Source organism: Pseudonocardia humida, assembly GCF_023898865.1.
Taxonomy (GTDB): Bacteria; Actinomycetota; Actinomycetes; order Mycobacteriales; family Pseudonocardiaceae; genus Pseudonocardia; species Pseudonocardia humida.
Map to the genome: position 1 here is coordinate 1 of NZ_JAGSOV010000060.1, position 25,285 is coordinate 25,285.

Here is a 25,285-nt window from a genome sequence, read left to right on the forward strand (position 1 = left end):
TACGCTGTGGCCCACGGCCATCGCGTGATCATCTGATGTCGACACAACGGACGAGGATCACGCGGTGGCCGCCTCACGTCCGGGACCGCCACGCCAGCAAGATCACGACCTACGGCTGGAGTACTAGTCGGTACCCTGCTGTTCCAGCCACTTCACAATCGCCTGGGTTGTTTCTTCAGGCTTTTCTTGCTGGATCCAATGACCGCAATCCAGAGTGACCACTTCCACGTTGGGCACGAACTCTGCCAGGTTCTCCGACCTCGCGACCGCATCCCGGTCGCCGTAGACCATGAGGGTGGGCTGTTGGATGATCGGGTTCACGTCCGCCAGCAGGCGCCAGTTGCGGTCAACGTTCCTGTACCAGTTTATGCTGCTCGTGAAACCCGATGATTCAAAAGCGGAGACGAAGACGGCCAGTTCGCCGTCGCTCATTATCGGCTCACCGAGTGGTGTTTCCGCTCTGGCGAGGTTGATCAACGCCATACCTGGCTGAGGCTCTGTGGCGGGCACGTTCTTCCGGTACATGTTACGAAGGAACTGAGATGTGTTCTCTTCGAATACGGCGTCCGCGACGCCTGGCTGTCGATTGAAGTGGACGAAGTAGAAGTCGCCGCCGAGTACGCCTTCCATGAACTCGATCCAGGGGACATCTCCGCGCTCGAGGTACGGCAGGCTCAGGTTGATCACCTTGTTCACACGGTTCGGGTGCAACAAGGTCAACCCCCACACGACATGTGCACCCCAATCGTGACCGACGAAGGTGGCATCGGCGTATCCGTAGTGATCGAGGAGTGCGACGAGATCACCCGACAAGTGTTCGATGTCGTAGTCTGTCACCTCGGTCGGACGGGATGAGTTGCCGTAACCCCGCTGGTTGGGGACGATGACATGGTAGCCCGCTGCGGCAAGGGCGGGCACCTGATGGCGCCAAGAAAAGGCATGCTCCGGCCAGCCGTGACAGAGTACAATGGGTTCTCCGACATTTCGTCGGCCAGCTTCGAAGACTTCGAGTTCCACACCGTTGACGGGAACACGGGTTGGCTCGGGAAAAGCGGTTGGATTGAACACTGCATCCCTTCCTCTTCTTCTCGGGGTGCTCAGGCGATCGCCGGAATCGACGACGCGGTGAGTCCTCGGGCCGAGATCGGCGGGGCCTGGGTGACGGCTCGGCGCATCGAGGTCCCTCTCGGTGGATTACCGATCTCGGGTGGGGTCGGATCGGTCGCCACCACGGTAGGGCGCATTGCGGACAATATCGGTCCTCAATAGCAGGCGATGTGGCGGTCGCGCCGGTCAGGCCAGGACCGGCCGTTCCAGCGCCACCCGGTACTCCCGCCGTAGATCGTGATCATGTCCGCGCTCGGCGCTGGTGGTGACCTCGTCGTGCTCGCTACCGGTGTCGACGTCGCCGGATGCTGCAGCGCAGTACCTCGGCCAGGGAGCGGACCGGTGGGGCGATCAGCCGGTTGACCAGCCGGGCGATCTCGTGGCAGGTCAGCGGGATCAGCCGGGTGGCGTCGGGTGTGTGGGGCGGGTTGTGGCGGCGAGGGCGGCGAGCAGGGCGTGGGTGAGCGTCGCGATCGCCCGGGGTGGCGGCGGATCAACGGCCCACCGGTGCCCTGGCCGTCGTCGGCTCAGCAGCGGAAAGCAGATCGTCGCTGCCACAGGACACCGAGGTTGATATCGAAGTGGTGGTGGCGGCACGGGTCTCGGGGCTGACGTGCTCGACGGCTTCACCGACGATCTCAACCAGCCTGGTCGAGGCGAGCCGGAGGAGTTCGTCGTCGCCCAGGTCGCTCGCTGCTCGCCGCTGCTGTGGGCGACCGCCTTGGTGCAGCCTCTGCGAGGTGCCGGAGGCGGTCGGCGTACTCAGGCTGCATGGAGCGGTCGGGCTGTCGTGGGAACTGCGTCGTGGAAGTAGGGGCGGAGGCCCTCGGGTGTGCGGAGTTCGACCTCACGGCCAAGGGCGTCTTCGAGTTCGAACTCCATCCGCCCTCGGTGGAGGAGGCACGGGGTGCGTCCGGGTCGGAACTCGACGAGGAGGTCGATGCCGCTGTCAGCGTGGAAGTCGGTGCGCGGGCCCAGCCCTGGAGTGCGAGCCTGCGGATGCCGTGGGCCGCGGCGAACGTGGCGACGAAGGCGTCGTCGAGGTTCAGGCCCTTCAGCGCCCCGGGCCTGCCACTGCCGTCGCCGCGGTCACTACCTGCGGACATGAACCGAGTGCCGTTGCAGTACTGATCGAGTGACGACCGACCCGCAGCGGCCCGGACGAGCCCGGATCGTTGACCAGCGCAGGATCCGGGCACGACCCCGGGCGGCACGGGTAGTGGATTCGGCTGTTCGGCGCGGCGCTGTCCGCGGCTGCCGTCGGATCGTCGGAGCGCGGGGACTGCTGGTGGGTCAGCCGATCCTGCCTACGCCGCCGAACAGGTAGACCGCCGGCGGTACGCCGATCTCGCTGGGCTCTGGTCGCCACCGGGAGCAGGTCACCACGCCCGGATCCAGCAGGTGCATCCCGTCGAAGAAGCGGGCGATCTCGGCACTGGTCCGAGCGCGGATCGGGGTGCCGCCGCGCTCGGTGGTCTCTCGCATCACCTCGAGCATCGGCTCGCCGTGGATCTCCGCGGTGGAGTGGGTCAGTACCAGGTGGCTGCCCGGGACCAGCTCCGAGGCGAGCCGGGCGACGACCCGGTAGGCGATGTCGTCATCCATGACGTGGTTGATCACGCCGAGCAGCATCAGGCCGATCGGCTGGTCGAAGTCCAGTGTCGTGGCGGCCTCGCGCAGGATCACGTCTGGATCGCGCAGGTCGGCCTCCAGGTAGTTGGTGGCGCCCTCGGGGGTGCTGGTCAGCAACGCTCTGGCGTGTGCCATCACCAATGGATCGTTGTCGACGTAGACCACCCGGCAGGCAGGGTCGAGCGTCTGGGCCACCTCGTGGGTGTTGTTCAGGGTGGGCAGCCCGGTGCCGATGTCGAGGAACTGCCGGATCCCGGTGTGCTCGACGAGGTAGCGCACGGCGCGCATGAGGAACGCGCGTTCGGCGCGTGCCCCGTCGGCGATGGCGGGGATCTTGGCCAGCACGGCGTCGCCGGCGGCTCGGTCAGCCGCGAAGTTGTCCTTGCCGCCGAGCCAGTAGTTCCAGATCCGGGCCGACTGCGGGACGCTGAGGTCGACATCGTTGTCGCTGGTGGGTTCGGTCTGCTCGCCGGTCATCGTCGTGGTTGCACCTTCCGGGATGGCTGCACATCGTGGTCACAGACCGCTACGCCAACCCTATGGTGATGGATGATTGGGGTGAGTGGCAGGTGCTGCCCGGGCTCACCCACCGGCTGCTGGCGACTGGGGTCCGGATCGGCGGAGCGATCGCCGTCAGCTGGGACGCGGCCGGCGACTCATGAACAGGAGGACCGCCCAGGCCCTCGATCGCAACAGTTGGACCGTCGACGGGTCCCGATCCGAGGGCGCACCCGCGCTCGATCAGGAACTGATGCGCGCGGCCGCCGTCGGGACCGGGTCGCTGGACGTCGACCTGACCGGGACCACGCACCTGGCCAGCGCCGGTGTCGCGGTGCTGCACCGGCCGGTCGCCCGCGCCGCGCGGCCGCGCCGGCGGGCGTGGGCGGAGTACACGGCATTCTGGTTGCGCGAGAGCCGGCGACGTTGCCCTGTGTCGGGGTCGGTGGGCCGACGCCGTTGCGGAACGGTGAACCCCGCGCCGCGGTGGCCGTTGTCCGCGATCACCCGCACCTGCGCGTCGCGCGGGGCGTCGAGGAGGCCGTGCTCGCGGCCGCGCCCATGTCGTGGCGGGCCGCACATCAGGACGCGCGCCGTGGACCGCTGGTAGCGCGCAACCGCCCGGCAGTGATCGGATACTCCGGACTCTGTTCCGCGCAGCTTGGGATCACCTCGCAGGGGCGATTCGTACCGACGAACCGGCTACGGGAGGAGACCGGCCACTCGGTAGACCTCGCGAAGGTAGCGCTCCATTTCTCTTGCGTCGGGCGGGTTGGGCTGGAGAACGCGATACAGCACGGCGCCGGCCATCATGTCCATCAGGACATCGACGTCGGCGTCAACCGGCACCTTGCGATCTCGCCTGGCGTTCTCCAGCAGTGCGCTGGTCGCCGCGCGTCGCGGTGCGACGTAGTGCTTCCAGTACGTCGCCATCAGCGAGGGGTGGCTGACGCTGGAACCCAGGATGCGCGCCACCAGCGCCCGAAACCTTGGATCGACAGCCATTTCAGCTGACGCCGGGAGGATTCGTTCGAGGATCTCGTGTGGCGATGCGACCCTGATCTCATCATTCGACGGCCAACCAGGCTCCTCGACCATCATCTCGATCGCCCTGGAGAGCAGTTCCTCCTTCGAGGACCAGCGCCGGTAGACGGTCAGCTTCCCCACTCCGGCACGTTTCGCGATTTGTTCCATGCTCGTGCCTTCGAATCCGCGTTCGACGAACAGTTCAAGGCCGGCACGCAGGATGGCTCTACCCGCCTCGGGATCCTTTGGTCGGCCCCGGCCGCGGGTCGCGCCAACTGTCCTGTCTTGTGGGGTCATCGCTTCGCTCGCCCGCCGTGCAACGCGCTGTCCAACCATCGAAGTAGGGCCGCGGCGTCGTCTCGGCCGCGCCAGGCGATGTGCGCATCCGGACGGACGAGCAACACCTCGTCAGGAAATGAATCATCCACTTGACGAAGCAGTACTACGTAGGTTCCCAACGCGTGACGAACCGTTGCGGCACACGCTTCCGCGCCATCCTTCGGCAGGAGCATCGCCCAGTGGCCACCGAGTTCGGCATGCAGTCGTGATTGCATCCCGTCCGCGCGTACGCATTTCAGGTCATCCACTCGGTCACCTGGACGCGGTTTGCGTCCAAATCGTGAACCCAACGGCCCCTTTCGGTAGCTCACCCACAGCTGTGATGTCGTGTAGGTCGCCCATCGTTGGATCCAGGGCTGGTTGAACAGCTGTGCAATCACGCGATCACGCAAGAAGCGACCAACCCTGCTTTGTGCGACATTGATGCGAGTCACCGCCGAGGTGCCGCGCAATACCTCCATCGCGAGCGGCCGACGCTCCGCCTGGTATGTGTCCATCAATGCCTCGCCGGCGCGTCCCCGGACCACCAGGGCGAGCTTCCACGCGAGATTTTCCGCATCGCCAAGCCCGGTCAGCATACCCTGCCCACCGAAAGGCGCGTGCGTGTGCGCCGCGTCGCCCGCAAGTAAGATTCGTCCTTGTCGATAGGTGTCCGCGAGCCGTCGGTGCACGCTGAACAGCGAAAGCCACACAGCATCGAGGATGCGTACATCCGGGTCGTCGGTCCGCTCGGGCAGTATATCGTGAAAACGGTCCAAAATCTCTTGATCGCTTGGCTTCTCATCATGGCCCGGGTCGTATGCGATCAGCCGCCAGAGATCTGACCGGCCATCGGGATCGGGCATCGGCATGGCGCCGAGCATTCCAGTGGGATGGATCCAGCCGGTTGTGCCGGTACGGTCGAGGTTCCAATCGAGGTGCAGGTCGGCGAGCAGGAAACGCTCGCTCAACTTCACGCCGGGGAATCCGACGCCGGCAAGCTTGCGCGTCGCACTCCCCGTACCGTCGCAGCCGACCAGCCACTGCGCGCGTACGACCTGGCCGTCACTCAGCTCGGCGGTCACGCCGGCGTCGTCCGCAGTGGCGTCCACGAGGCCGGCGTTCCACTCCGGTGTGCAGTCGAGCTCGGCGAGCCGGCGCCGAAGCTCCGCCTCCACTTTGGCCTGAGAGATCACCATCGGCGGTGCGGCGGTCCTCATTCCGGGGTCGCCGAATCTCAGGTTCATGATCGGCTTGTCGCCCAGATACGTCGTGATCTTCATGGCTCGCAACGACTGGCCGGGGAGATCGCCGAGGGCGCCCAGGCGATCCAACACCTCCGAGCCACGAGCGTGTACGAAGTTCGCTCGTGAGCTCGTCGCCGGACCGGGTGCCGAGTCCACCACGCGCACCGAGATCCCGTGCAGCCGCAGGCCACACGCAACTGCCAGGCCGGTAGGCCCGGCACCAACCACCAGCACATCAGTCATCGGGTCATCGGTCATCGTCCGTCCTTTTGTTAACGACACTGTATCGCTAACAATATACCCGAGCACGTCGTCTCGCCATCGGCGCCGTCCAGGCGGATCGGCGCAGCTCGGGAGGTGTGCCCGCACCTCCGACGCTGCCCTGTGGAGCGGTGCGTGTCAGTGTCACCGCCGCCGACTGGATCCCCGGTCCTCGGTGTCGCCTCTTCAGCGGGGGCCACGACACCCGGCCCGTGAGGCCCGGCCCTGGAGCGCATCGGGGAGTTCGTCGGGAACGCGTGCGGTGGGCGCCGAGCAACTTTCTGATCCGGTCGCACATCGGTTAGCGACGTTCCGACAACACCGACGACACGCCAGCGACCACCAGCGGTCCTACGGACCCCGCTGCCGACGTCACGGACGGCCCCGGCGGCGACACGATCACCGACACGGGAAGCAGCGGCGATCCCGACGAGACCGCTCCGACGGACGACGTGACCACTGCATCGCCCGGCACCGACGGGCGCGGTGACTCACCGAGCATGGCGCCCAACCGGACGACCGGGACCGACGAGGGCACCGACGCCGAGCCCACCTCCGTCGCATCTGGCGCACGTCCCACGGCGCCACTCGATCCGAACGCGCGGTTGCCCCGCTGCTGTGGATCTGGCAGTCGACGTCCGGTCGAATCCCTCCACGATACACTTGTGCGGTTTACCGCACGGTCGTATTGTTCCGTCATGGGTCCAACGAGGGCAATCGATGATCAGACTGCGCGAGCCCGCATCCGAGACGTCGCGCTGGCGCTCCTTGCGGAGCACGGGGTCGCTGCAACGTCAATTCGAGGAGTGGCCGACGCGGCTGGAGTATCGACCGGGCTGGTGCAGCACCACTTCGGGTCGAAGGCCGGGTTGGTGCAGGCGTGCGACGACTTCGCCATCGGCGCCGTGCTGGACCAGGCCCGACGTGCCGCGGCCGGCGATGCGCAGCAGCCGGGATTCACCGCGCAGATGTACCCGGCCAGCGAGGCCTCGGTGCGATACCTCGCCCGGGCACTGGTCGATGGATCACCCGCCGCGGCGGAGCTGTTCGACTCCGGGGCCGAACTCGCGGAGAAGTGGCTGTCGTCGTTGTGCCCGGACCGCTTCCCGGCCGGATCGGGGCGGGTTCGCAACGCTGCGGCAGTGATGGGCGCGATGCACCTGGGGACACTCGTCCTGCACACACACCTGTCGCGCCGGGCCGGCGCGGACGTACTCGACCGGGAACACACCACGCTGGTGAGCGCCGGGATCTTCGACGTCTACGGGGCGATGGCCGAGTTCCTCGCCACCCCGGACGCTGCGGCGCTCCGCATGACGCCTGCCGCCGAAGGTGACCGGGATGAGTGAGCCGATCGAGATCCGTGGGCTGGTCAAGGTCTTCGGCCGGGCACGCGCGCTCGACGGCCTCGACCTCACGGTGACCGCGGGTCACGTGCACGGGTTCCTCGGCCCCAACGGCGCCGGCAAGTCCACCACCCTGCGCATCCTGTTGGGTCTGGTGCGGGCCGATGCGGGCCGCGTCGACCTGCTCGGGGGCGACCCATGGACAGACGCGACGACGCTGCACCGGCGCCTGGCCTACGTACCCGGCGACGTCACGCTGTGGCCGGGACTGACCGGCGGCGAGGTGTTCGACCTGCTCACGCGGATGCGCGGCGGCGCGGACCCACGACGCCGCGCGGAACTCGTCGAGCGGTTCGACCTCGACCCGACCCGCCGGTCCCGGACCTACTCCACCGGCAACCGGCAGAAGGTCGCCCTCATCGCCGCCCTCGCCGCCGACGTGGAACTGCTCGTCCTCGACGAGCCCACCTCCGGACTCGACCCGCTCATGGAAGCGGTGTTCCAAGACTGCATCGGCGAGGCCGCAGCGGCGGGGCGCACCGTGCTGCTGTCGAGCCACGTCCTCGCCGAGGTCGAAGCCTTGTGCGAGCACGTCACGATCGTCCGTCGCGGTCGGGTCGTGGAGAGTGGCTCGCTCGCCGCGCTGCGACATCTCGGCCGCACCTCGGTCACCGCCGAGCTCGCCGGCGAGTCGGGCGCCCTCACCGACCTGCCCGGCGTCCACGCGCTGCACAGAGACGGCGCGCGGATCCGCTGCGAGGTCGACACCGACCGGCTCGACCCGCTGCTGGCCCGCCTCGCGCACATCGGGACCCGCGGGCTCGTCGTCGCCCCACCCACCCTCGAAGAGCTGTTCCTGCGCCACTACGACCACTCCGATCTCCAGGCGAGCCGATGACCACCGTGATAGCTGATCACCGCTCGCCTGGCCGCCCCAGCGTGGTGACCGAGGCCCTGACCGGGGTTTCTGGCCTGGTGCGGCTGATCGCGCGCCGTGATCGGGCGGTGCTGGGGCTCTGGGTGCTCGCGACGGTCGGGCTGCTGGCCGGCGCTGCGGCGAGCACGGCGTCCACCTATCCCAGCCCGCAGGCCCGCGCCGACCGCTACGACCAGATCCTGGCCGTGCCGACCTTCCTGGTGTTCCAGAGCCGGGCCTTCGACGACGGCGTCGGCGCACTGGCCGCGCAGCAGGCGTTCGGCGGGACGACGATCCTCGCGGCCCTCGGGGCGGCACTGCTGGTCGTGCGGCACACCCGTGGCGAGGAGGAGTCGGGGCGCCGTGAGCTGCTCGGGTCCACCGTGGTCGGGCGGCAGGCGCCGCTGGCCGCGATCCTGGCGGTGACGCTCGCCGCGGGTGTCCTGATCGGGGTTCTCGGCAGCGCCGCGTTGATCTCGTCCGGGCTGCCCGCTACCGGTGCCGTCGCCCTCGGGACAGTGGCCTGCGGCGCGGCGTGGATCGGCGCGGGGATGGGCGCGGTCGCCGCGCAGCTCACCACCCGGCCGGCGCTGGCCGCGATCGGCGCCCTCGGCACGTTCGTCGTGCTGCACTACCTGCGCGGGCTCGTCCACCTGGGCGGCGACCGCCTCGCATGGCTGGGCTGGTTGATCCCCAACGGCTGGCTGGAGCAGGTGCGCCCGTTCGCCGACGAGCGCTGGTGGCCGCTGGCGCTCGTCGCCGCCCTCACCGCTGCGCTCGTCGCCGGTGCAGGCGCGCTCTCCGCACGACGCGACCTCGGAGCGGCCCTCGTCGCGCCCCGTCGCGGACCCGCGACCGCAGTCCCCGCGCTGCGCGACCCGCTGCGGCTGGCGTGGCACCTGCACCGCGGCAGCATCCTCGCGTGGTCGCTCGGTCTCGCCGCGATCGGCTCGGCCATGGGCGCGGCCGGTTCCGCGGCGGTGGCCGACTACGCCGATCTGGCCTGGGTCGCCGACTACGCATCGGCATTGCGGCTGTCCGATCCCGCCGACGCGTTCTTCGTCTACGTCGTGTTCGTGTTCGTCTTCGTCACCGCAGGGCACGCGGTGTTCCTCACCCTGCGACTGCGGACCGACGAGGCGTCCGGCCTCGCGGAGAGCCTGCTCGCCACGCCGACCAGCCGAGCCCGCTGGGCCGCCGGGCACCTCGGGGTGGCGCTCCTGGCGCCGGTGCTGCTGCAGACCTCGCTCGGTGTCGGACTCGGTGTCGGGGCCGGGGCGGCTACCGGTGATCTCGCTGGTGAACTCACCCGAGGCCTCGGGCTCGCGCTCCCGCTGGTCCCGGCCGTCTGGGTGCTCGTCGGGGTGACCGTGGCCGCATTCGGGGCCGTGTCCCGGACCGCCCCGGTCCTCGGCTGGCTGGCCATCGGCATCGGCATCGGCGCCGAGATCGCCGTCAAGGCTGGAGTACTGCCCGAGGCCGTCTACCGCGCCGTCTCCCCGTTCTCGCACGTCAGCGCCTACTACCGACCGACGCCACTGGTCTACATCGGGCTCGTCATCATCGCAGGGGCGCTGATCGCAGCAGGCATAGCCTTGCTCCAGCGACGCGATGTCCTACCGGAATGATCGGATCTGCCGCTCGTGACGAGCTGATGCTGTCTCCGTTCGAGTCGGTTGCCGGAGGAACTCGACACGTCGCACGCGATGCCAAGCCGCAGCGGTGGGGTCGGCACCACGCGGCGGGTGGCGGCGCCGGCGCAACCACAACAGCGCGGCGCGACCACCTCGCCCGACTCCACCGCCGAACCGCCGCCCGCGCACGTGGTGGACCCGACCGGCGCGGGCGACGCCTTCGACGCAGGGGCGCTCGTGGCGTGACTTACCGGGTCCGGCCCGGCGGCCGCCCTGGAAGCGGGCTGCGCCGCCGCGGCGGCGGCGGTGGGCCGCCTGGGCGCGCGGCCGAGCTGAGCCGCAGCATGGTGGCTTTGCGCCGGTTCAACCGGAGTATGGCCACCATGCTGCGGTTCGCGAGGGCGGGGCCGTCAGCAGCCCAGGACCGTGGCCAGCTCGCCGGCATCGCGCACGGCGAGGTCGGCCGGCGTGTGCGCCGCACGGTCGGCGGCTCGGTGCGGGCCCTTCTCGCCCGGGCGTTCGAGGAACGCGGTGCGCAGCCCGGCGTCCCGCGCCCCCTCGATGTCCCACGCGTGGCAGGCGACCATCAGCATCCGGCCGGGAGGCACGTCGAGCAGGCAGGCCGCCGTCCGGTAGACCGCCGGATCGGGTTTGTAGGTCCGGGCGAGCTCGGACGACACGATGGCGTCGAAACGCAGGCCCGCACCCTTGACGAGGTGCGTGAGCAGCGCGAACCCGCCATTGGATAGCGCAACGACCAGGTAGCGGCGGCGCAGCCGGGCCACGGCGTCGGCGACGTCGTCCCATGCGGGAAGGCGGTACCGGCAACGCACCAGCTGCCGCCGGATGGACTCGTCGCAGCGATCGGCCACGCCGAACCGCTCCAGGACGTCGTCGAGCGACTCGCGGTGGAGCGTGTCGAGCGGGGTCCACCGACGTCCGTCGCTACGTACCTCGGCCATCGACGGGAGGTACCGGTCGCGCCAGGCACCGGTCAGCGCCTCGGCATCGACGTCGATCCCACGCGCCGCGGTGATCTCGACGACCTGCCGGGTGATCCCGGTCCACCAGTCGACGCACGTGCCGAAGACGTCGAAGGCCAGCACCTCGACTCCGTCGGACAGTCCGGTCATGATCGCGCCTCCGCGGCGGACGCGCGGCCGGTCAGCCCACGGTCGAAGCGCTTCCGGTCGATCACCGCGCGGTCGTGCGTGCCGCGGCAGACCACGCCGGCGTCGTCGCGCGCCTCGACGGCGAAGCAGAGCCGGCGACCGTCGAGGTGCGTCAGCGTGGCCGACACGTGGACGGTGGCGCCGGGCGGCGTTGGGGCCTCGTGCGAGAGGTCCACGTGGACGCCCACGGTCTGCTCGCCCGCGTCGAGGTGCTCGGCCAGCGCGCGCATGCATGTCCACTCGACGATGCCGACGAGGTAGCCGGTGGCGAGCACCTCGGGCATCTCCCGGAAGTCGTCCGACTCCGGGAGCAGGTGCGGGACCGTTCGCTCCGGGGGAACCCGGTAGGCCAAGGCGCCGTGGAGGCCGGCGCGCAGCGTGGCCCTCACGATGCGCCCCGGCTCAAGTCGACCTGTAACCAGTCACCGAGCCCGCGCCGCCCTGTTGCGGTCAGCCGCACGACGCGGCTCGCCTCGGACAGGCGCACCCAGTCCAGCTCGATCAACCGGCTCGTCACGGCGGCGCCGAGGCTGCCCGCAAGGTGGTTGCGTCGCTCGCTCCAGTCCATGCAGCGGCGGGCCAGCGGGCGGCGCAGGCGTTCGAGCTGCTCGATCCGGACGCCGATCTGCGCCAGCACGGCTGGCGCCGCGGCGGTCACGGCGTAGCCGCGGGCCTCCGCGACGAGCACCCCGCGGTCGGCCAGCGCCTCCGTGATCGCGACGCCGACGGTGCCCGCCAGGTGGTCGTAGCACATCCGCGCCCGCCGCAGGTTCTGCCCGCGCACGGCCGCCCGCAGCGAGGTCACCCGTTCGGGCGGTGCGAGCAGCAGCAGCCCTTCGATGGCGTCCGCGACGGCGTTCGCCAGCCGGAACAACCGCTGCCGGCCGGCCGCCTCGACGACGAGCAGCCCGCCCTCGACGAGCTTGCGCAGGTGCGAGCTGGCCAGCGATGCGGACACCCCGGCGACGTCGGCGAGCGTCGACGCCGACATCGGACGCCCGCCGAGCAGCGCCAGCAGCATCGCGACGCGCGTCCGGTCGGCGAGCAGCGACCCGATCCGTGCGAGGTCCGTCTCTCCCGTCACGGGATCGAACTTAACCGCCGGATGCTTGAACGCCCGTTGAAGTGTGCTGGTCAGCCGTCGATGACGGGTTGCTCGCGCTGCTCGATCTCGCGCCGGTCGGGCCGGTAGCGGTTGGCCTTCTCGGTCTTCTTCGGCAGGCGGTCGGCGACGAGCACGGCCACCCACGGTAGCGAGATCGACAGCACGAGCATCGCCCGCCCACCCGGGGGCGTGGTCAACCGGGCTCGATCCTCGGCCGTCCGGGCTGCTGTCTTGCCGGAGTTTGCCGGAACCGCACCCACTCTCGAATCTGAAGCCGCGAACCGCGGTGGGTTCGTGCTTGAGAACGTTCAGTGAGGCTGAACCCGCCCGGGAACGCGGCTGGTAGGTGCGCGCATTTGTTCGTTGCGAGTGCGTGTGCCGCCGAGGGCGGGTTCGCGACCGAGCCCGAGCTCGGGGTGGCGATGCTCAACCGCGCCTACCAGGCCCGAGCCCTGACCAGCAGTTCGTGGGTGACCGTGGACGAGGCCTACGGCCAGAACCCCGCCTTCCGCGACTGGCTGAGCGCGCGGGAGATCCCGTTCGTGTTGGCCGCCCGCAACGACGACCCGCTGACCGAGGCTAGGACGACGCGCACCACGTATGGCCCATGCGAGCAGGTCCACCTGCTTGGACCAGCCGCCTGACCTGGGTGCCCCCGGGGAGGTTCGGACAGGTTCTGCGACGGACCACGCTCGGGGGATGTTGATTGCGACCGGACGGATCGGGGTACCGCGACGTCGCCGTCAGGTTCCTCCGGCAGTTCCAGGGGCGTTGCCTTGACAAGCTGCCACGCGGTGCGGCGAGACACGGCGGTCGTGCGAGTGCTGTTCGACGGCGCCCACCGGGCCGAGCTGGTCAACATCTGACTGGGCGATGTGGTAGCCGGCAGGGGGCGCGGGCCCCGGATGGGAGCAGCACCCGCTGGTGATCGGGCGGACGAGCTGGACGGCGTCATCTGGATGACGCGTGGGCGGGGGATCGGCGCCCGGCGGGGACGACGAGACACCCGCCCGGATCACACAACTCCGGGCGGCTCGGGTTGCGGGTTCAACGGGGTTCCGGCGGATGTCATGGCGACCTCCCTCTCTCGACGGCTGTCGCAAGCCTGAGCTGCCCGATCCGGCGCGGGTAGCGGGGTGATCCCGGACGACCTGGGCGCCGTGCAAGGATCATCTCGATCCGGGCCGCGCTGCTGCATCGGGCTCGACCCTGCCTCCTCCGCGGGCGAGCACGTTCTCGGTGGCGAGCCGGATCACGGCTGAGCTCCACGCTCGGCTTGCCACCGAAGCCGGCACGGTGGAGGTGACCAGCCGAGCCGCAGCACCACACCGTCTCCGCCGCGTCCCGTACGAGCCCGTACCACAGGTTCCAGTAGCCGAAGTTCAAGGCAGGCGGGGGTCCCCACCCAGGTTGCCGACGATTCGCCGAAGCACGTCGATCGTGGTGGCGTACTCGTCGTCGCTGATGCCGCTGAGCATGTCGCGATGCGTCCGGCCGTTGCTGTCACGAGCCGCCGCCAGCCGCTCCGTCCCGGTCGCGGTGATCGCGACCGACTCACCGTCGGCGACGGCCCGGCCCGCAGCGATTAACCGGTCGAGCTCGTCGACGAATCGCGGCCCTCCTCATTGTCGCTGTAGGGGGTGAGTTCCTCAACCAGACCGGCCCGCCTCCAGGAGCGGGAGGTATCGGCGAGCCGGTTGAGGATCCACCACTGGGGTTGCGAGAGGTCGTTGGCCGCGAGGCTGCCGCGGATGCTGTCGGCCACGCGCCGGTAGGCCTCGCCGCTCCAGCCGGTGGCCGCGGCCACCTCAGGTGAGGTGTCCGGTCCCAAGGGTCAAGCTCAGTGGCCAGCGCGGCACCGTCGGGGTGCCCATGCGTGGCCGACGTGCACGACCAGCGGGCCGCGGTGGGTGGTGGACCAGGACCGGTTGGGCATGGCGGCACCGTGCACCTCAGCCGGTGCTGTGGTGCAGCGTGCACACCGAGCGGCACGGCACCTGGGTGCAGCGCCGGCTCAACCCCGCGGCTTCGAGTCCCGGGTGACAGGGGTGTCTGTGCACGACGGCCGGCTGTCCTGGACGGTGTGGGCCCGCCGGGACGGCTGGGACCACTCGGACCCGAAGCGGATGCGCGGCAGCGTGCGCATCGACCCGCGGGACGTGCTGTTCGGCCCGCTGCGCTATCAGCAGGTGAAGATCGGGGAGCGCGTCACCGCGGTGGTGCGCATGCCGGCCCCCGTCGTGCCGGGGGCGTGGTGACCGCGGCGAGCGTGGCACAGCCGGTCACGGCGGCCCTGTCCCGAGTGGGGCTGAGTCGGGCGAGCTGCTCCCGCCGCGGGTGTGGCGCGTGTCGGTCGTGGTGGCGGGCGGGACCGTTCATCCGATGGGGCATGATCATCGATCGTGCGGGGTTTCCGGGTCCGTCGGTGGACGATCGTCGTCGCAGTAGTCGTGATGGCGTTGCCGCTCGCGGCGTTCGGCGTATGGCAGGTCGCGAGCGCGCGCAGCTTCCAGTTCTTCGGCGGCCTGACGAGGGCCGTCGCAACGGACGAGAAGGTCGTCGCGCTCACCTTCGACGACGGCCCGGACCCGGCCGGCGCCGCGGAGCTGCTCGCTGTGCTCGCCGAACGCCGCGTGAGCGCCACGTTCTACCTGATCGGCCGGGACATCGAGGAGAACCCGAGCCTGGCCCGCGACATCGCGTCGGCGGGCCACGAGATCGGCAACCACACGTACTCGCACGAGCGGATGGTGTTCATCAGCCCCGGCTTCGCCGCCGAGGAGGTAGAGCGCACCGACCGCCTAATCCGCGATACCGGCTACACCGGCGACATCACTTTCCGCCCGCCGAACGGCAAGAAACTGCTCGTGCTTCCGCACTACCTCTCCGCCCACGACCGCAAGACGGTCATGTGGGACGTGGAGCCGAACTCGTTCCCCGAGGTCGACCGCAGCGCCGAGGCCATCACCGATCACACCGTCGCGCGCGTCCGGCCAGGCTCGATCATCCTGCTGCACGGCATGTACCCGGACCATGAGGAGACCCGCAAGGCGGTGGGCCCCATCATCGACCGCCTCCGGGCGCAGGGCTACCGCTTCACCACCGTGTCCGAACTGCTCACCCTCGGTCCAGCCCGCTGAGCCGGTGTCGATCTGACCGATGCACGGCTCGGCTTCCGGTCGGATCGGTATCGCTGGCACAGCAAGCATCGACCGGCACAGTGAGGGAAGGCCGCCATACCGACCCGCTGCGCCAGCTCACCGACCTCTGAGCGTGCCGTGCTGGAGGCCAAGTACCACGACGACTACCAGGCGTTCGGTATGCGGCAAGGCGGGCTGGGCCGGTCGGTATACCCGGGGATCTTGCCGGTCACGCGTCCCGGACGACGTGCGGTTCCCGCTCGGTGTTCACCCGGTGCGCCGGGTCTGCCGGAGCCGCACGAGCCTGCCGGCCAGCGCGCTGCCGAAGCCCAGGAAGGCCACCAGCCCGAGCACGGCGACCATCGGGAGCCCACACACGCGGCGGTTGACGGCGGCGATCGTGACGCCGCCGCCGAGCATGGCGCTGGTCAACACCGGCAGCAGGGCACCGAGCACCGCCAGTACCGCGAGCGGGAGCAGACGCAGCGCGACCGCCCAGCCGGGGCTGGTGCGCCGGCGTGCCGCCCATCGGGGGGAGCGCCATAGCACCAGTCCCACCACCGGCAGCACCGCGGCGCTCAGCACCAGCAGGACGGTGTTGATGGTGTCCCAGAGGTCCCCGAGGCCGGTCACGTCCTGGTGCGGTCCGCCGTCCAACGTGGTGATCGTGTTGTGCGTCAGCACTATCGGCGCTCCGACCGTCGCGCAACCAGAAAGAGGCCAACACCGCGCACGGCCGCCAGCGCGGGCGGGTGAGCGGGTCAACGCTGAGCTGAAGAACTGGCGGATCCTGCGCAAGATCCGCTCCTGTCCCAGCCGGGCTAGAGCAGCGTGCTGGCCGCCGTGTGGAGCAGCCGCGCCGACGTGGAACCCGACCTGCCCCGCCGCGCCGCCGTTTCGGCTTACCTGCACGAGAAGGCGGGCGACCTCCCGACCGCGGCGCGGCTGTACGCCGACGCCGCCCGGTCCGCCCCCAAGCTCGCCGAACGCCACCACCTCGCCCGGCAGGCCGCACGGATCAGCCAGTCGCTCCGTGGGTGACTGCGCGAACAGGCTGCGTGACCGGTTCGAGGGGCACGGTCCGGCTTCGCAGTTGGCGGTGCTCCCAGGGGCCACGCACCTCTTCGGGCTCGTCGCCCGGTGCCGGCGATCGTGCAGCACTTCCTCAACGCCGAGTAGGCTCATTCGCGAGCAATTATCCTGATCCGAACGGTGGATTAGTGATCGCGTAGATGGTCTCGGTGCGCCATTGGCTACATGCCCGGTGCGCGGTCAACCGCAGGGCCCGCATTCTTAAGTCCGCGCTAAGGGAAGTGTGGTGGACTGTCCGAATCGGACGCTGATAGTGTGAACCGGTCCGCACGACCACTGCTGCCGTAGAAGGGGAACCGTGCGAAAGCTGAGTTTGATCACACTCCTCGTTCCGCTGATCCTGATCTGCTCTCCGGGTGTATCCGCTGCCCAGAGCGATGAGGCGGAAGCCCTCAGCGGGTCTCTCTGCCTCTATGAGCATGACGACTTCAAGGGCGGGAAGTGGTGCGTCGCAAGCCCTGCGTACCACGGCTGGAAGACGGACAACAACCTGTCCAACAACTACTGGACGGGTACCAGTCGCGCGGTAAACAACGGCGCCAGTTCGATGACTAATACCACGCTTTGCCATGCATGGCTCCATGACTCCTATAATCGGGGCGGCGATGTCTACAACGCGCAGGCTAAGTCCCGGGATGCCGATCTGACGAACAACGGGATGGACAACAAGGTCTCCTCGCTTCACATTGACTGCAGGTAGCGCCCAGGTGCCGGGCATGACGCCGCTGCTCGCGTCGGCCATGCTGCCGCGGGTGCCGGCCTCGGCGGCGACCATTCGTGCCGCGTTGTCTACACGAGAGGCTGTCTACGCGAGTGACTGCCGATCACCCGCGGTGCTGTGAGCTGCGGAAATGAGGTAGGCAGTGAAGTGACCGTCCGAACTCGACGGACCGCAAGCGACCCGGTAAGCGCACCGGGCGACGACCACTGCGACACAACTTCACCCAGCTCGGCAGAACACCCACCACGCACCGAGCAACGCGGAGTGACCCGCTACGGAGCCCGGCCGTGACGGCCGGGAAGACGTTGAACCTTTCTCGCTAGCGAGTTGATCATGTCGAGCGGTTGTGCTCAATGTGGAGCAACGCGAGCGCGGCCGCGGTGATCGCGCCGATCCTCCACGGACAGAGACTGACCCGACGCAGCGCCTTGAAAGTGGTCTTGAGCAGCGAATTCCCACGCTCGGCGGGCGCTCGGGTAGCCGAGTGGAGCATGTTGACGGTGCGCTGGTCGGCGGTGAGCGAGGCCAGCCTGGCGGGCTTCTTGATCGGGCAGGTCAGCCGGGTGTTCTCGCCTTCGTAGCCCAGATCGGCCAGCACTGGATGCGTGTCGTCGGTGAACGCCGCGACCGCGGTGAACACCTCGGGATCGGCGCGGGCGCAGGTCACGTCGTGCTGGCGGCCCGGCCGCACGTCCGACACCCACAGCGGCCAGCCGTCCGGGGCGGTGATGACCTGCACGTTCCCGCCATGGTGATGGTGCTTGCCTGACCACCACAGGTCCACCACCTGCCGGCGGCTCGCCGCGCTGGCCCGGGTCGGGCCAGCAGCCTTGCTGCGGTCGGTGCGCACCAGGGTGCCGTCGAGCCCGACATGGGTGTGCCCGGCCAGCCGGGCAGCCAGCAGCGCCCCGTGCAGGCCGGGTGCTTGCGCTGCGAGCACGTCGATGCCTTCGTGCAGGTAGCGGTAGGCGGTCGAGGAACTGAGCTGGTTGTCGAGGGCGAGTTGGCAGACTCGGGTGGCGTCGAGGAACCACCGCAGCACCAGCACCGCCTGCGCCCGGACCGACAGGACCCGCCGGCCGGCCCGGGTTCGGCGGTGCCGGCGTTCTTGATCGAGCAGGTCAGCAAGCCGGGCGACACGCGACTCCCGATCGGGAGCACGGCGGTGTAGGTGACAGGATCAGACACGCAGGACTTCGGTGGCAGTTGATCTGTGGAAGGACCGTCTGCCTACCGGGGTCCTATGTCTGTCCTGGTCATCTACCGGATCTCGGCGTGTCGTCGACTCGGCTTCCCGCTACTGACAAGGGTCAGGAGCATCTCACTGACCGGCGGCCGGGCAGGGTCAGGCCGCCGGGATGACACCGAGCACCTCCCGCGGTAGCCACGGGCGGCGTCCTCGCCGCCGTAGAACGCTCGCTCGTGCCGAGATTTGCAGCTCAGATGGCAGGCGCTCGTTTGAGATGCTGTCCGAACCTCCCCGGGGGCACCGCAAGGATGAGAACAGCACGGCTCTTCGGTTCCCTACGGCACTAGTGACGGGCCGGTTCCCGACATCCTCGGTCGAAGGACGGCTCTCAGCCGGGAGATGGGCTGATCCGGTGGAGCTTCCGGCCTAGCGCAGCAACGCGCCGAGGTCACTGACGACCCGGGCCATCGCCCGGACCATCTCGGTTTCGGTGCGCCACACCAGGGCATAGCGCAGCCGGGTCAAGTCGGTGATGGGCAGCCACCGTACGTCCGGCATGGCCCAGTAGTCGGTCACGTGGACGGGGAAGACCTGAACCGTTTCGCCGAGGGAGACCAGATGGATGAGATCGTCGCCGTTGGCGAGGAGCGCTCTACGCTCGATGACGAGGCCGCGCGGGCTCTGGAACGGCAGGTACGCATCTTCCCAGTAGTCCGGTAGGCCCTCACCCGATCCGTTCGGGAAGTCCGCCAGCATCTCCACCGAGACTGATGCTCGTTCGGCGAGTTCGTGATCGGCCGACACCGCCAGGATCCGCCGGTCACTGAACAGGACCGGCCCAACCGTGAGGTCGGGTTCGTCGACGGGCAGCCAGGCGACGAGGATGTCCTGTTCTCCGGTGCGCAGCGCGGCGAACGGGTCGACGAACGAAGCCCGGCGGATCTGCAGCGCCCACTGCGGGTGCCGGATGCGGAACGTGGTCCAGAACGGGCGCAGATCGTAGGTGTTGAACGGAATCATGCCCACGCGCAGCGTGCCCGTGATGCCTCGGCTGGCCTGCCGTGCGCGTTCCAGGCTCTCCAGCAGGCCCGCGTAGACGGGGCCGAGGTCGTCGCGCAGCTGCGCACCGAGGGGGGTGAGCCGGACCGTGCGGGTGGAGCGATCGAACAGCTGCCCGCCGATGCGGCGTTCCTGTTGCTTGATCACCTGGCTGACCCGGGCCGTGGTGACGTGCAGCCGCTGCGCGGTCCGACCGAAATGCAGCTCCTCGGCGAGCGCCAGAAAGGTCTCGATATCGCGTAGCTCCACCCTGTGTCCCGTTCACGAGATAGCTGTCGTGCTGCCCGGTGACCCCGCCCGGCCGATTGTCAACCGTGGCTGAACAGTGCGTTGCCGGGTTCGTCGTTGATCCAGGACCCGAGCGTGGCGGACGCTGTTCCGGCACGGCGAGATCGCCGCTGAGACGGGACACGAACTCCGACGAATGGGGGGCGCATGCTCGATGTCATCCTCGCCGGCGGCGGGCCGACCGGCTTGCTGCTGGCCAGCGAGTTGCGACTGCACGGCGTACAGCCGCTCGTGCTGGAGAAGGATGCCGAACCGACCGGACAGGTTCGTGCGCTCGGTCTGCACGTGCGCAGCATCGAGGTGCTGGCCCAGCGCGGTCTCCTGGAGCGGTTCCTCGCGCTCGGCCGGCAGTACCCCCTTGGCGGTCTCTTTGCAGGCATTCCCAAGCCTGCCCCGGAGGTGCTGGACACCGCGCACGCGTACATCCTCGGCATCCCGCAGCCCACCATCGATCGCCTGCTGGCCGAGCGCGCCACCGAGCTCGGCGCCGAGATCCGGCGTGGCTGCGAGCTGGTCGGGCTGAGCCAGGACGAGGACGGGGTGACCGTCGAGCTGGCCGGCGGCACGCGGCTGCGCTCGCGCTGGCTCGTCGGCTGCGACGGCGCCCGCAGCACGGTGCGCAGGCTGCTCGGCGTCGGCTTCCCCGGTGAACCCGCCAGGATCGAGACGCTGCTGGGCCATATGGAGCTGACCGCGTCGCCGGAGACGGTGGCGGCCGTGGTCGCCGAGGTCCGCAAGACCCACAAGCGGTTCGGCGTCACGCCCTTCTCCGACGGGGTGTACCGCGTCGTGGTGCCCGCCGACGGGGTGACCGAGGACCGCTCGATCGCGCCGACCCTCGAGGAGGTCAAGCAGCAGTTGCGGGCCTACGCCGGCACCGATTTCGGCGTGCACTCCCCGCGCGGGCTCTCCCGCTTCGGCGACGCCACCCGGCTGGTCGAGCGCTACCGGGTCGGGCGGGTGCTGCTGGCCGGTGATGCGGCGCACATCCACCCGCCGACCGGCGGGCAGGGACTCAACCTCGGCCTCCAGGACGCGTTCAACCTCGGCTGGAAACTGGCCGCGGAGATCGCGGGCTGGGCACCGGACGGGCTGCTGGACAGCTACCACACCGAACGGCACCCGGTGGCCGCCGACGTGCTGGACAACACCCGCGCACAGGTGCACCTGATGTCCGCCGAGCCGGGGTCCCAGGCGGTGCGCCGGCTGGTGTCGGAACTGATGGACTTCGAGGACGTCCGGCGGCACCTGATCGAGAAGATCGTCGCGATCGGGGTCCGCTACGACTTCGGCGAGGGTCATGACCTGCTCGGTCGGCGGCTGCGGGACGTGGGACTGAAGCGGCGGCGTCTCTACGACCTGATGCACAGCGGCCGCGGCCTGCTGCTCGACCAGACCGGCCGGCTCTCGGCGGCGGGCTGGGCGGACCGGGTCGACCACGTCGTCGACGTCAGCGAGGAACTGGACGTGCCCGCGGCACTGCTGCGGCCCGACGGTCACGTGGCGTGGGTCGGTGAGGACCAGCAGGACCTGCTCGGGCACCTGCCCCGATGGTTCGGCGCCGCCGTCGGCTGAGATCACGAGCTGGATCCCCGGGGGCGCAGTCCGGTGAGGGCGGTGGTGACCACGAGGTCGGTGTACGCGGTGGTCAACGGCCCGGTGCGCTGGAGCCACCGGTTGAGCACCGGTCCCCAGATCATGTCCACCGCCACGTCCAGATCCAGCCCCTCGGCCAGCTGGCCCACCTGCTGGGCGCGGCGCAGCCGCTGCCGCTTGGCCTCCCGGAGCGGCCCGTCCAACCGCTCGACATACGCCGCCGCCAGTTCGGGGTCGTGCGCGATCTCGATGGACAGCGCCCGCATCGGCGGCCCGAACCGCGGATCGTTCAGCTCCTCCACCGTGGCCCGCAGCACCAGGATCAGATCGGCTTCCAGGTCACCGGTGTCGGGCAACACCGGCGCTTCGCCCCCGGCGCCCTCACTGAGCATCAGGAAGGCGTCGAACAGCACCGCACCCTTGGACGGCCACCACCGGTAGATCGTCTGCTTCCCCACACCCGCCCGCGCGGCGATGCCCTCGATGCTCAGCTTCGCGTAGTCGGCCTCCTGCACCAGGTCCAACGCCGCAGTGAGGACAGCCCGGCGCGAGGCCTCGCTCCGGCGGGCCGTGTTCGGCGTCATGGCTGGGCACCCTATCAGAGACAAGACGGACCGTCTCGTCTTGACCGGTGCGACGAAGGCGCCTACCGTTCCCGCCATGCAACGAGACGAACCGTCTCGTCTTACAAACGAAGCGGAGTTCCCTCCATGCGCACCCCATCCGGCCCCACCCCCCGCTCCTGGTTCATCACCGGCGCCAGCCGCGGCCTGGGCCGCGCCTTCGCCGAAGCCGTACTCGACCGCGGCGACCAGGTCGCCGCCGCGGCCCGGACCATCGACCACAACACCTTCGACGAACAGCACCACGATCGGCTGCTCGCCCTGCCCCTCGACGTCACCGACCGGGCAGCGGTCAGCACCGCCGTGGACACCGCGGTCGAGCACTTCGGATCCCTCGACGTCGTCGTCAACAACGCCGGCACCATGTCCATGGGCATGGTCGAGGAGTTCACCGAGACCCAGGCGCGAGCCCAGCTCGAGGTCAACCTCTTCGGCGCGCTCTGGGTCACCCAAGCCGCACTGCCCCACCTGCGCGCCCAACGCTCCGGGCACATCGTGCAGATCTCCAGCATCGGCGCCCTCGGCGGCTTCCCCGGCACCGGCATGTACAGCGCGAGCAAGTTCGCCCTCGAAGGCATGAGCGAGGCACTGGCGATGGAGGCGGCGGCCTTCGACGTCAAGGTCAGCATCGTGCAACCCGGCGGGTACTGGACCGACCTCTACACCGCCATGACCACCACCACCCCGATGGCGGCCTACGCACCCCTGCGCACCGAACTGGAGCGCCAGTGGGCTGAGGGCTCCATCGACAGCGAGCCCCGGCTGGCCGCCCGGGCACTGCTGCACCTGGTCGACAGCAACGACCCGCCACTGCGGCTCCTGCTCGGCAGCATGGTCTACGACCTGGCCTTCGACATCTCCCGCCGACGGATGGACACCTGGGCCGGCTGGGAGCAGGTCAGCCGGGCCGCCGAGCACGCCGTCCCCGCCACCGCACCTGCGCACTGACGTGCGCCCTCCCCCTGCCGTGACGGCAACCACCGCGGCGCCGGCCATGCCCGGAACCGAACCCGAGAGGACCCGACCAATGACCACCACCAGCCATTACGTGGCCGCGGAACAGCTCCTGCGCCGACCCGCCCGTCCCGGCGAACTCGTCGTCGGCGACAAGATCAGGCCGCACTGGATCGACGGAGGAGCCCGCTTCTGGTACGGCGTGAGCACCGGGACCGGGAAGCGGTTCGTGCTGGTCGACCCGGCGGCGGGCACCCGGGAGCCGGCCTTCGACCACACCCGGCTCGCCGCCGCGCTGGCCGAGGCGTCCGGGCAGCGGGTCGACCCCGAGGCGTTGCCGTTCGCGGCCATCGAGCCGGCCGGGAACGCCGTCGCGTTCGTCGCGTTCGGCGAGTACTGGCGCTGCCGGCTCGATGGCTACACCTGCGAGCGGGCCGGGTTCAAGCCGCCGGGCAACCCGCTGGAGGTGCCGTCACCGGACGGCACGGTCGCGGTGTCCCGACGGGGGCCCGACCTGTGGGCGCGTTCCCTGGTCGACGGCCGCGAGTGGGCGCTGACCACCGACGGAGGGCCCGCCCACGAGTACGGCCCCGGCCCGGACAGCACGGGCAACGCCACCCTGCTGCGGAAGTTCGGCCTGCCGCACCTGCCGCCCGCGGTGGCCTGGTCGCCCGACTCGACGAAGGTGCTGGCCCACCGCACCGACGAGCGCCGCGTCCGGCAGACCCACCTGGTCGAGGCCGGGCCCGCCGACGGCGGCGCGCCCGTCCTGCGCACCCAGCGGTACGCCTACGCCGGGGACGAGCACCTGCCGCAGGCCGAGTTGGTCGTGCTGGACGTCACGGAGGGCACCGTGGTCCGGGCGCAGGCCGAGCCGCTGCTCATGCCGCAGTCGTCGCCGATCACGACCAGGTGGGTGTGGTGGGCGGAGGACGGCTCGGCGGTGTACTACCTCCGTCAGCCCCGTGACCTGCACTCTCTCACCCTGCACCGGCTGGACCCGGCCACCGGCGAGGTCACCACCGTGCTCAGCGAGACCGGAGCCACCCGCGTCGAACCCAACCAGTGCGCGTTCGAGCCGCCGATCGTGCGGGTGCTGGCCGAGGAGGTGTTGTGGTACTCGCAGCGGGACGGCTGGGGCCACCTGTACCGGTACGACCTGCGCACCGGCGCGCTGCTCGGGCAGGTCACCTCCGGGCAGTGGGCGGTGCGGCGGATCCTGCGCGTGGACGAGACCGAGCGGGTGGTGTACTTCACCGCCTCCGGGCTGGTCAAGGAGGACCCCTACCGGCGCACGGTGTGCCGGGTCGGGCTGGACGGTTCCGGCTTCGCCACGGTCACCGACGACGAGCTGGACCACGTCGTCACGGTGCCGGACGGCCAGGACTACTTCATCGACTCCGCGTCCACCGTCGACATCCCGCCGGTGACGGCGGTGCGCGACTGGACCGGGCGGGTGCTGGTCGAGCTCGAGCGGGCCGACATCACCAAGCTCACCGCCACCGGCTGGACGCCGCCGGAGCGGTTTCGGGTCACGGCGGCCGACGGGGTGACGGACATCTACGGGGTGCTGTACCGGCCGCGGGGGTTCGACCCCCGGAAGCGCTACGCCGTGGTGGACAGCGTCTACCCCGGTCCGCAGACCAACCGCGTCGAGCCGGGCTTCGACCCCGGCGGGATGGGCCTCGACGCGGAACCCCTCGCGGCGCTGGGCTTCGTCGTGGTGGCGGTGGACGGGCGGGGCACCCCGGGGCGGAGCAAGGCCTTCCACGACGCCTCCTACGGCCACGTGGCCGACGCGGGCTGCCTGGCCGACCACGTCGCGGCGCTGCGCCGGCTGGCCGAGACCCGACCATGGATGGACCTGGACCGGGTGGGCGCGTTCGGCCACTCCGGCGGCGGGTTCGCCACGGTGCGGGCGATGCTGGACTTCCCCGACGTGTACAAGGCCGGGGTCGCCCTCTCCGGCTCGCACGACGCCCGCTTCTTCAACCCGGGTTTCGTGGAGTCCTACGACGGCGCGGACAACCCCGAGGCCTGGGCCCGCGCCTCCAACGTGGACATCGCGGACCGGTTGGCCGGCAGGCTGCTGCTCGTCCACGGCGAGATGGACGACCAGGTCCATCCCGCCCACACGCTGCGCCTGGCCGACCGGCTCGTCGCCGCCGGCAAGGACTTCGAGCTGCTCATCGTGCCCGGGGCCGAGCACGTGTTCATCGACCACCTGCACCACGTCCGCAAGTGCGCCTGGGACTTCCTGGTGCGCGAGCTCATGGGCACGCAGCCACCCGCCCACCGCCCCGCCCCCATCCCCATCAACCCCGAGTCGCTGGCCGAGCTGTTCGCCTGAACGCCGGGTGG

General features: G+C 69.9%; 24 protein-coding genes and 1 pseudogene. 12 read left to right on the forward strand and 13 right to left on the reverse strand.

Features of this window, described 5'->3' with window-relative positions; genetic code table 11:
* Nucleotides 1–123 precede the first annotated feature (123 nt).
* The 4 genes from KDL28_RS27870 to KDL28_RS27885 form a co-directional block, all read right to left on the reverse strand.
* The gene (locus KDL28_RS27870) at nucleotides 124–1,017 is read right to left on the reverse strand and encodes an alpha/beta fold hydrolase (RefSeq protein WP_252443266.1); all 894 of its coding nucleotides are present in this window, start codon (nucleotides 1,015–1,017) and stop codon (nucleotides 124–126) included.
* A 1,383-nt stretch (nucleotides 1,018–2,400) separates the two neighbouring features.
* Nucleotides 2,401–3,216 carry an SAM-dependent methyltransferase gene (locus KDL28_RS27875; protein ID WP_252443268.1) on the reverse strand — a complete coding sequence of 272 codons (816 nt, stop codon included), beginning with the start codon at nucleotides 3,214–3,216 and terminating at the stop codon, nucleotides 2,401–2,403.
* A gap of 723 nt (nucleotides 3,217–3,939) precedes the next feature.
* Nucleotides 3,940–4,560 (reverse strand): TetR/AcrR family transcriptional regulator, encoded by a 621-nt coding sequence (locus tag KDL28_RS27880; protein ID WP_252443270.1) that lies wholly within the window; start codon nucleotides 4,558–4,560, stop codon nucleotides 3,940–3,942.
* Nucleotides 4,557–6,086: an FAD-dependent monooxygenase gene (locus KDL28_RS27885; RefSeq protein ID WP_252443272.1), complete on the reverse strand. Its 1,530-nt coding sequence runs from the start codon at nucleotides 6,084–6,086 to the stop codon at nucleotides 4,557–4,559. The genes KDL28_RS27880 and KDL28_RS27885 overlap by 4 nt, the downstream gene beginning before the upstream one ends.
* A 701-nt stretch (nucleotides 6,087–6,787) precedes the next feature.
* Here KDL28_RS27885 and KDL28_RS27890 point away from each other — a divergent pair.
* Genes KDL28_RS27890 through KDL28_RS27905 form a run of 4 tightly spaced genes read left to right on the forward strand, consistent with a single transcriptional unit; the run spans nucleotide 6,788 to nucleotide 10,231 of the window.
* Nucleotides 6,788–7,438 (forward strand): TetR/AcrR family transcriptional regulator, encoded by a 651-nt coding sequence (locus KDL28_RS27890; RefSeq protein WP_256502900.1) that lies wholly within the window; start codon nucleotides 6,788–6,790, stop codon nucleotides 7,436–7,438.
* Nucleotides 7,431–8,333, forward strand: coding sequence for an ABC transporter ATP-binding protein (locus KDL28_RS27895; protein ID WP_252443276.1), 903 nt, complete (start codon nucleotides 7,431–7,433; stop codon nucleotides 8,331–8,333). Before KDL28_RS27890 ends, KDL28_RS27895 begins: the two co-directional genes overlap by 8 nt.
* 44 nt (nucleotides 8,334–8,377) lie before the next feature.
* Entirely contained in the window at nucleotides 8,378–9,979 is a 1,602-nt protein-coding gene (locus KDL28_RS27900) for an ABC transporter permease (RefSeq protein WP_252443278.1), read from the forward strand.
* Between the two features lie 48 nt (nucleotides 9,980–10,027).
* Nucleotides 10,028–10,231, forward strand: a complete 204-nt coding sequence (locus KDL28_RS27905) for a hypothetical protein (RefSeq protein WP_252443280.1) — start codon at nucleotides 10,028–10,030, stop codon at nucleotides 10,229–10,231.
* Between the two features lie 164 nt (nucleotides 10,232–10,395).
* Here the strand turns inward: KDL28_RS27905 and KDL28_RS27910 are convergent, their stop codons facing one another.
* From KDL28_RS27910 to KDL28_RS27925, 4 genes are read right to left on the reverse strand one after another with little or no spacing between them, the layout of a single operon-like run.
* The gene (locus KDL28_RS27910) at nucleotides 10,396–11,118 is read right to left on the reverse strand and encodes a haloacid dehalogenase type II (RefSeq protein WP_252443282.1); all 723 of its coding nucleotides are present in this window, start codon (nucleotides 11,116–11,118) and stop codon (nucleotides 10,396–10,398) included.
* Nucleotides 11,115–11,546: a thioesterase family protein gene (locus KDL28_RS27915; RefSeq protein ID WP_252443284.1), complete on the reverse strand. Its 432-nt coding sequence runs from the start codon at nucleotides 11,544–11,546 to the stop codon at nucleotides 11,115–11,117. Before KDL28_RS27915 ends, KDL28_RS27910 begins: the two co-directional genes overlap by 4 nt.
* A complete protein-coding gene (locus KDL28_RS27920; RefSeq protein WP_252443286.1) occupies nucleotides 11,543–12,241 on the reverse strand; it encodes an ArsR/SmtB family transcription factor in 699 nt (232 codons plus the stop codon). Before KDL28_RS27920 ends, KDL28_RS27915 begins: the two co-directional genes overlap by 4 nt.
* 50 nt (nucleotides 12,242–12,291) lie before the next feature.
* A complete protein-coding gene (locus KDL28_RS27925) occupies nucleotides 12,292–12,459 on the reverse strand; it encodes a DUF3099 domain-containing protein (protein ID WP_252443288.1) in 168 nt (55 codons plus the stop codon).
* A 159-nt stretch (nucleotides 12,460–12,618) separates the two neighbouring features.
* Between KDL28_RS27925 and KDL28_RS27930 the strand changes: the two genes are divergently transcribed.
* The gene (locus KDL28_RS27930) at nucleotides 12,619–12,906 is read left to right on the forward strand and encodes a transposase (protein WP_252443290.1); all 288 of its coding nucleotides are present in this window, start codon (nucleotides 12,619–12,621) and stop codon (nucleotides 12,904–12,906) included.
* 941 nt (nucleotides 12,907–13,847) lie between these two features.
* Here KDL28_RS27930 and KDL28_RS27935 read toward each other — a convergent pair.
* Nucleotides 13,848–14,069: a hypothetical protein gene (locus tag KDL28_RS27935; RefSeq protein WP_252443292.1), complete on the reverse strand. Its 222-nt coding sequence runs from the start codon at nucleotides 14,067–14,069 to the stop codon at nucleotides 13,848–13,850.
* Between the two features lie 241 nt (nucleotides 14,070–14,310).
* On the opposite strand from KDL28_RS27935, the gene KDL28_RS27940 reads away from it, so the two are divergent.
* Together KDL28_RS27940 and KDL28_RS27945 are read left to right on the forward strand one after the other, a co-directional pair.
* Complete coding sequence (locus tag KDL28_RS27940; RefSeq protein ID WP_252443294.1) at nucleotides 14,311–14,520, forward strand: hypothetical protein; 210 nt, start codon at nucleotides 14,311–14,313, stop codon at nucleotides 14,518–14,520.
* 195 nt (nucleotides 14,521–14,715) lie between these two features.
* Entirely contained in the window at nucleotides 14,716–15,402 is a 687-nt protein-coding gene (locus KDL28_RS27945) for a polysaccharide deacetylase family protein (protein WP_252443296.1), read from the forward strand.
* Between the two features lie 267 nt (nucleotides 15,403–15,669).
* On the opposite strand, the gene KDL28_RS27950 is transcribed toward KDL28_RS27945, so the two are convergent.
* Entirely contained in the window at nucleotides 15,670–16,086 is a 417-nt protein-coding gene (locus KDL28_RS27950; protein WP_252443298.1) for a hypothetical protein, read from the reverse strand.
* Between the two features lie 147 nt (nucleotides 16,087–16,233).
* Between KDL28_RS27950 and KDL28_RS27960 the strand changes: the two genes are divergently transcribed.
* Nucleotides 16,234–16,443, forward strand: coding sequence for a hypothetical protein (locus KDL28_RS27960; RefSeq protein ID WP_372497092.1), 210 nt, complete (start codon nucleotides 16,234–16,236; stop codon nucleotides 16,441–16,443).
* Nucleotides 16,444–16,792: 349 nt separating this feature from the next.
* The gene (locus KDL28_RS27965) at nucleotides 16,793–17,194 is read left to right on the forward strand and encodes a hypothetical protein (RefSeq protein WP_252443300.1); all 402 of its coding nucleotides are present in this window, start codon (nucleotides 16,793–16,795) and stop codon (nucleotides 17,192–17,194) included.
* Between the two features lie 352 nt (nucleotides 17,195–17,546).
* Here KDL28_RS27965 and KDL28_RS27970 read toward each other — a convergent pair.
* Nucleotides 17,547–18,403: pseudogene (locus KDL28_RS27970) on the reverse strand (transposase family protein).
* A 427-nt stretch (nucleotides 18,404–18,830) separates the two neighbouring features.
* Nucleotides 18,831–19,712, reverse strand: a complete 882-nt coding sequence (locus KDL28_RS27975; protein WP_252443302.1) for a LysR family transcriptional regulator — start codon at nucleotides 19,710–19,712, stop codon at nucleotides 18,831–18,833.
* Nucleotides 19,713–19,898: 186 nt separating this feature from the next.
* On the opposite strand from KDL28_RS27975, the gene rox reads away from it, so the two are divergent.
* Nucleotides 19,899–21,326, forward strand: coding sequence for a rifampin monooxygenase (gene rox, locus KDL28_RS27980; protein ID WP_252443304.1), 1,428 nt, complete (start codon nucleotides 19,899–19,901; stop codon nucleotides 21,324–21,326).
* 2 nt (nucleotides 21,327–21,328) lie between these two features.
* On the opposite strand, the gene KDL28_RS27985 is transcribed toward rox, so the two are convergent.
* Entirely contained in the window at nucleotides 21,329–21,931 is a 603-nt protein-coding gene (locus KDL28_RS27985; RefSeq protein ID WP_252443306.1) for a TetR/AcrR family transcriptional regulator, read from the reverse strand.
* Nucleotides 21,932–22,057: 126 nt separating this feature from the next.
* Here KDL28_RS27985 and KDL28_RS27990 point away from each other — a divergent pair, with 126 nt between their 5' ends.
* Nucleotides 22,058–22,918: an SDR family oxidoreductase gene (locus KDL28_RS27990; protein WP_252443308.1), complete on the forward strand. Its 861-nt coding sequence runs from the start codon at nucleotides 22,058–22,060 to the stop codon at nucleotides 22,916–22,918.
* A gap of 79 nt (nucleotides 22,919–22,997) precedes the next feature.
* Nucleotides 22,998–25,274, forward strand: a complete 2,277-nt coding sequence (locus KDL28_RS27995) for a S9 family peptidase (protein WP_252443310.1) — start codon at nucleotides 22,998–23,000, stop codon at nucleotides 25,272–25,274.
* Nucleotides 25,275–25,285 lie beyond the last annotated feature (11 nt).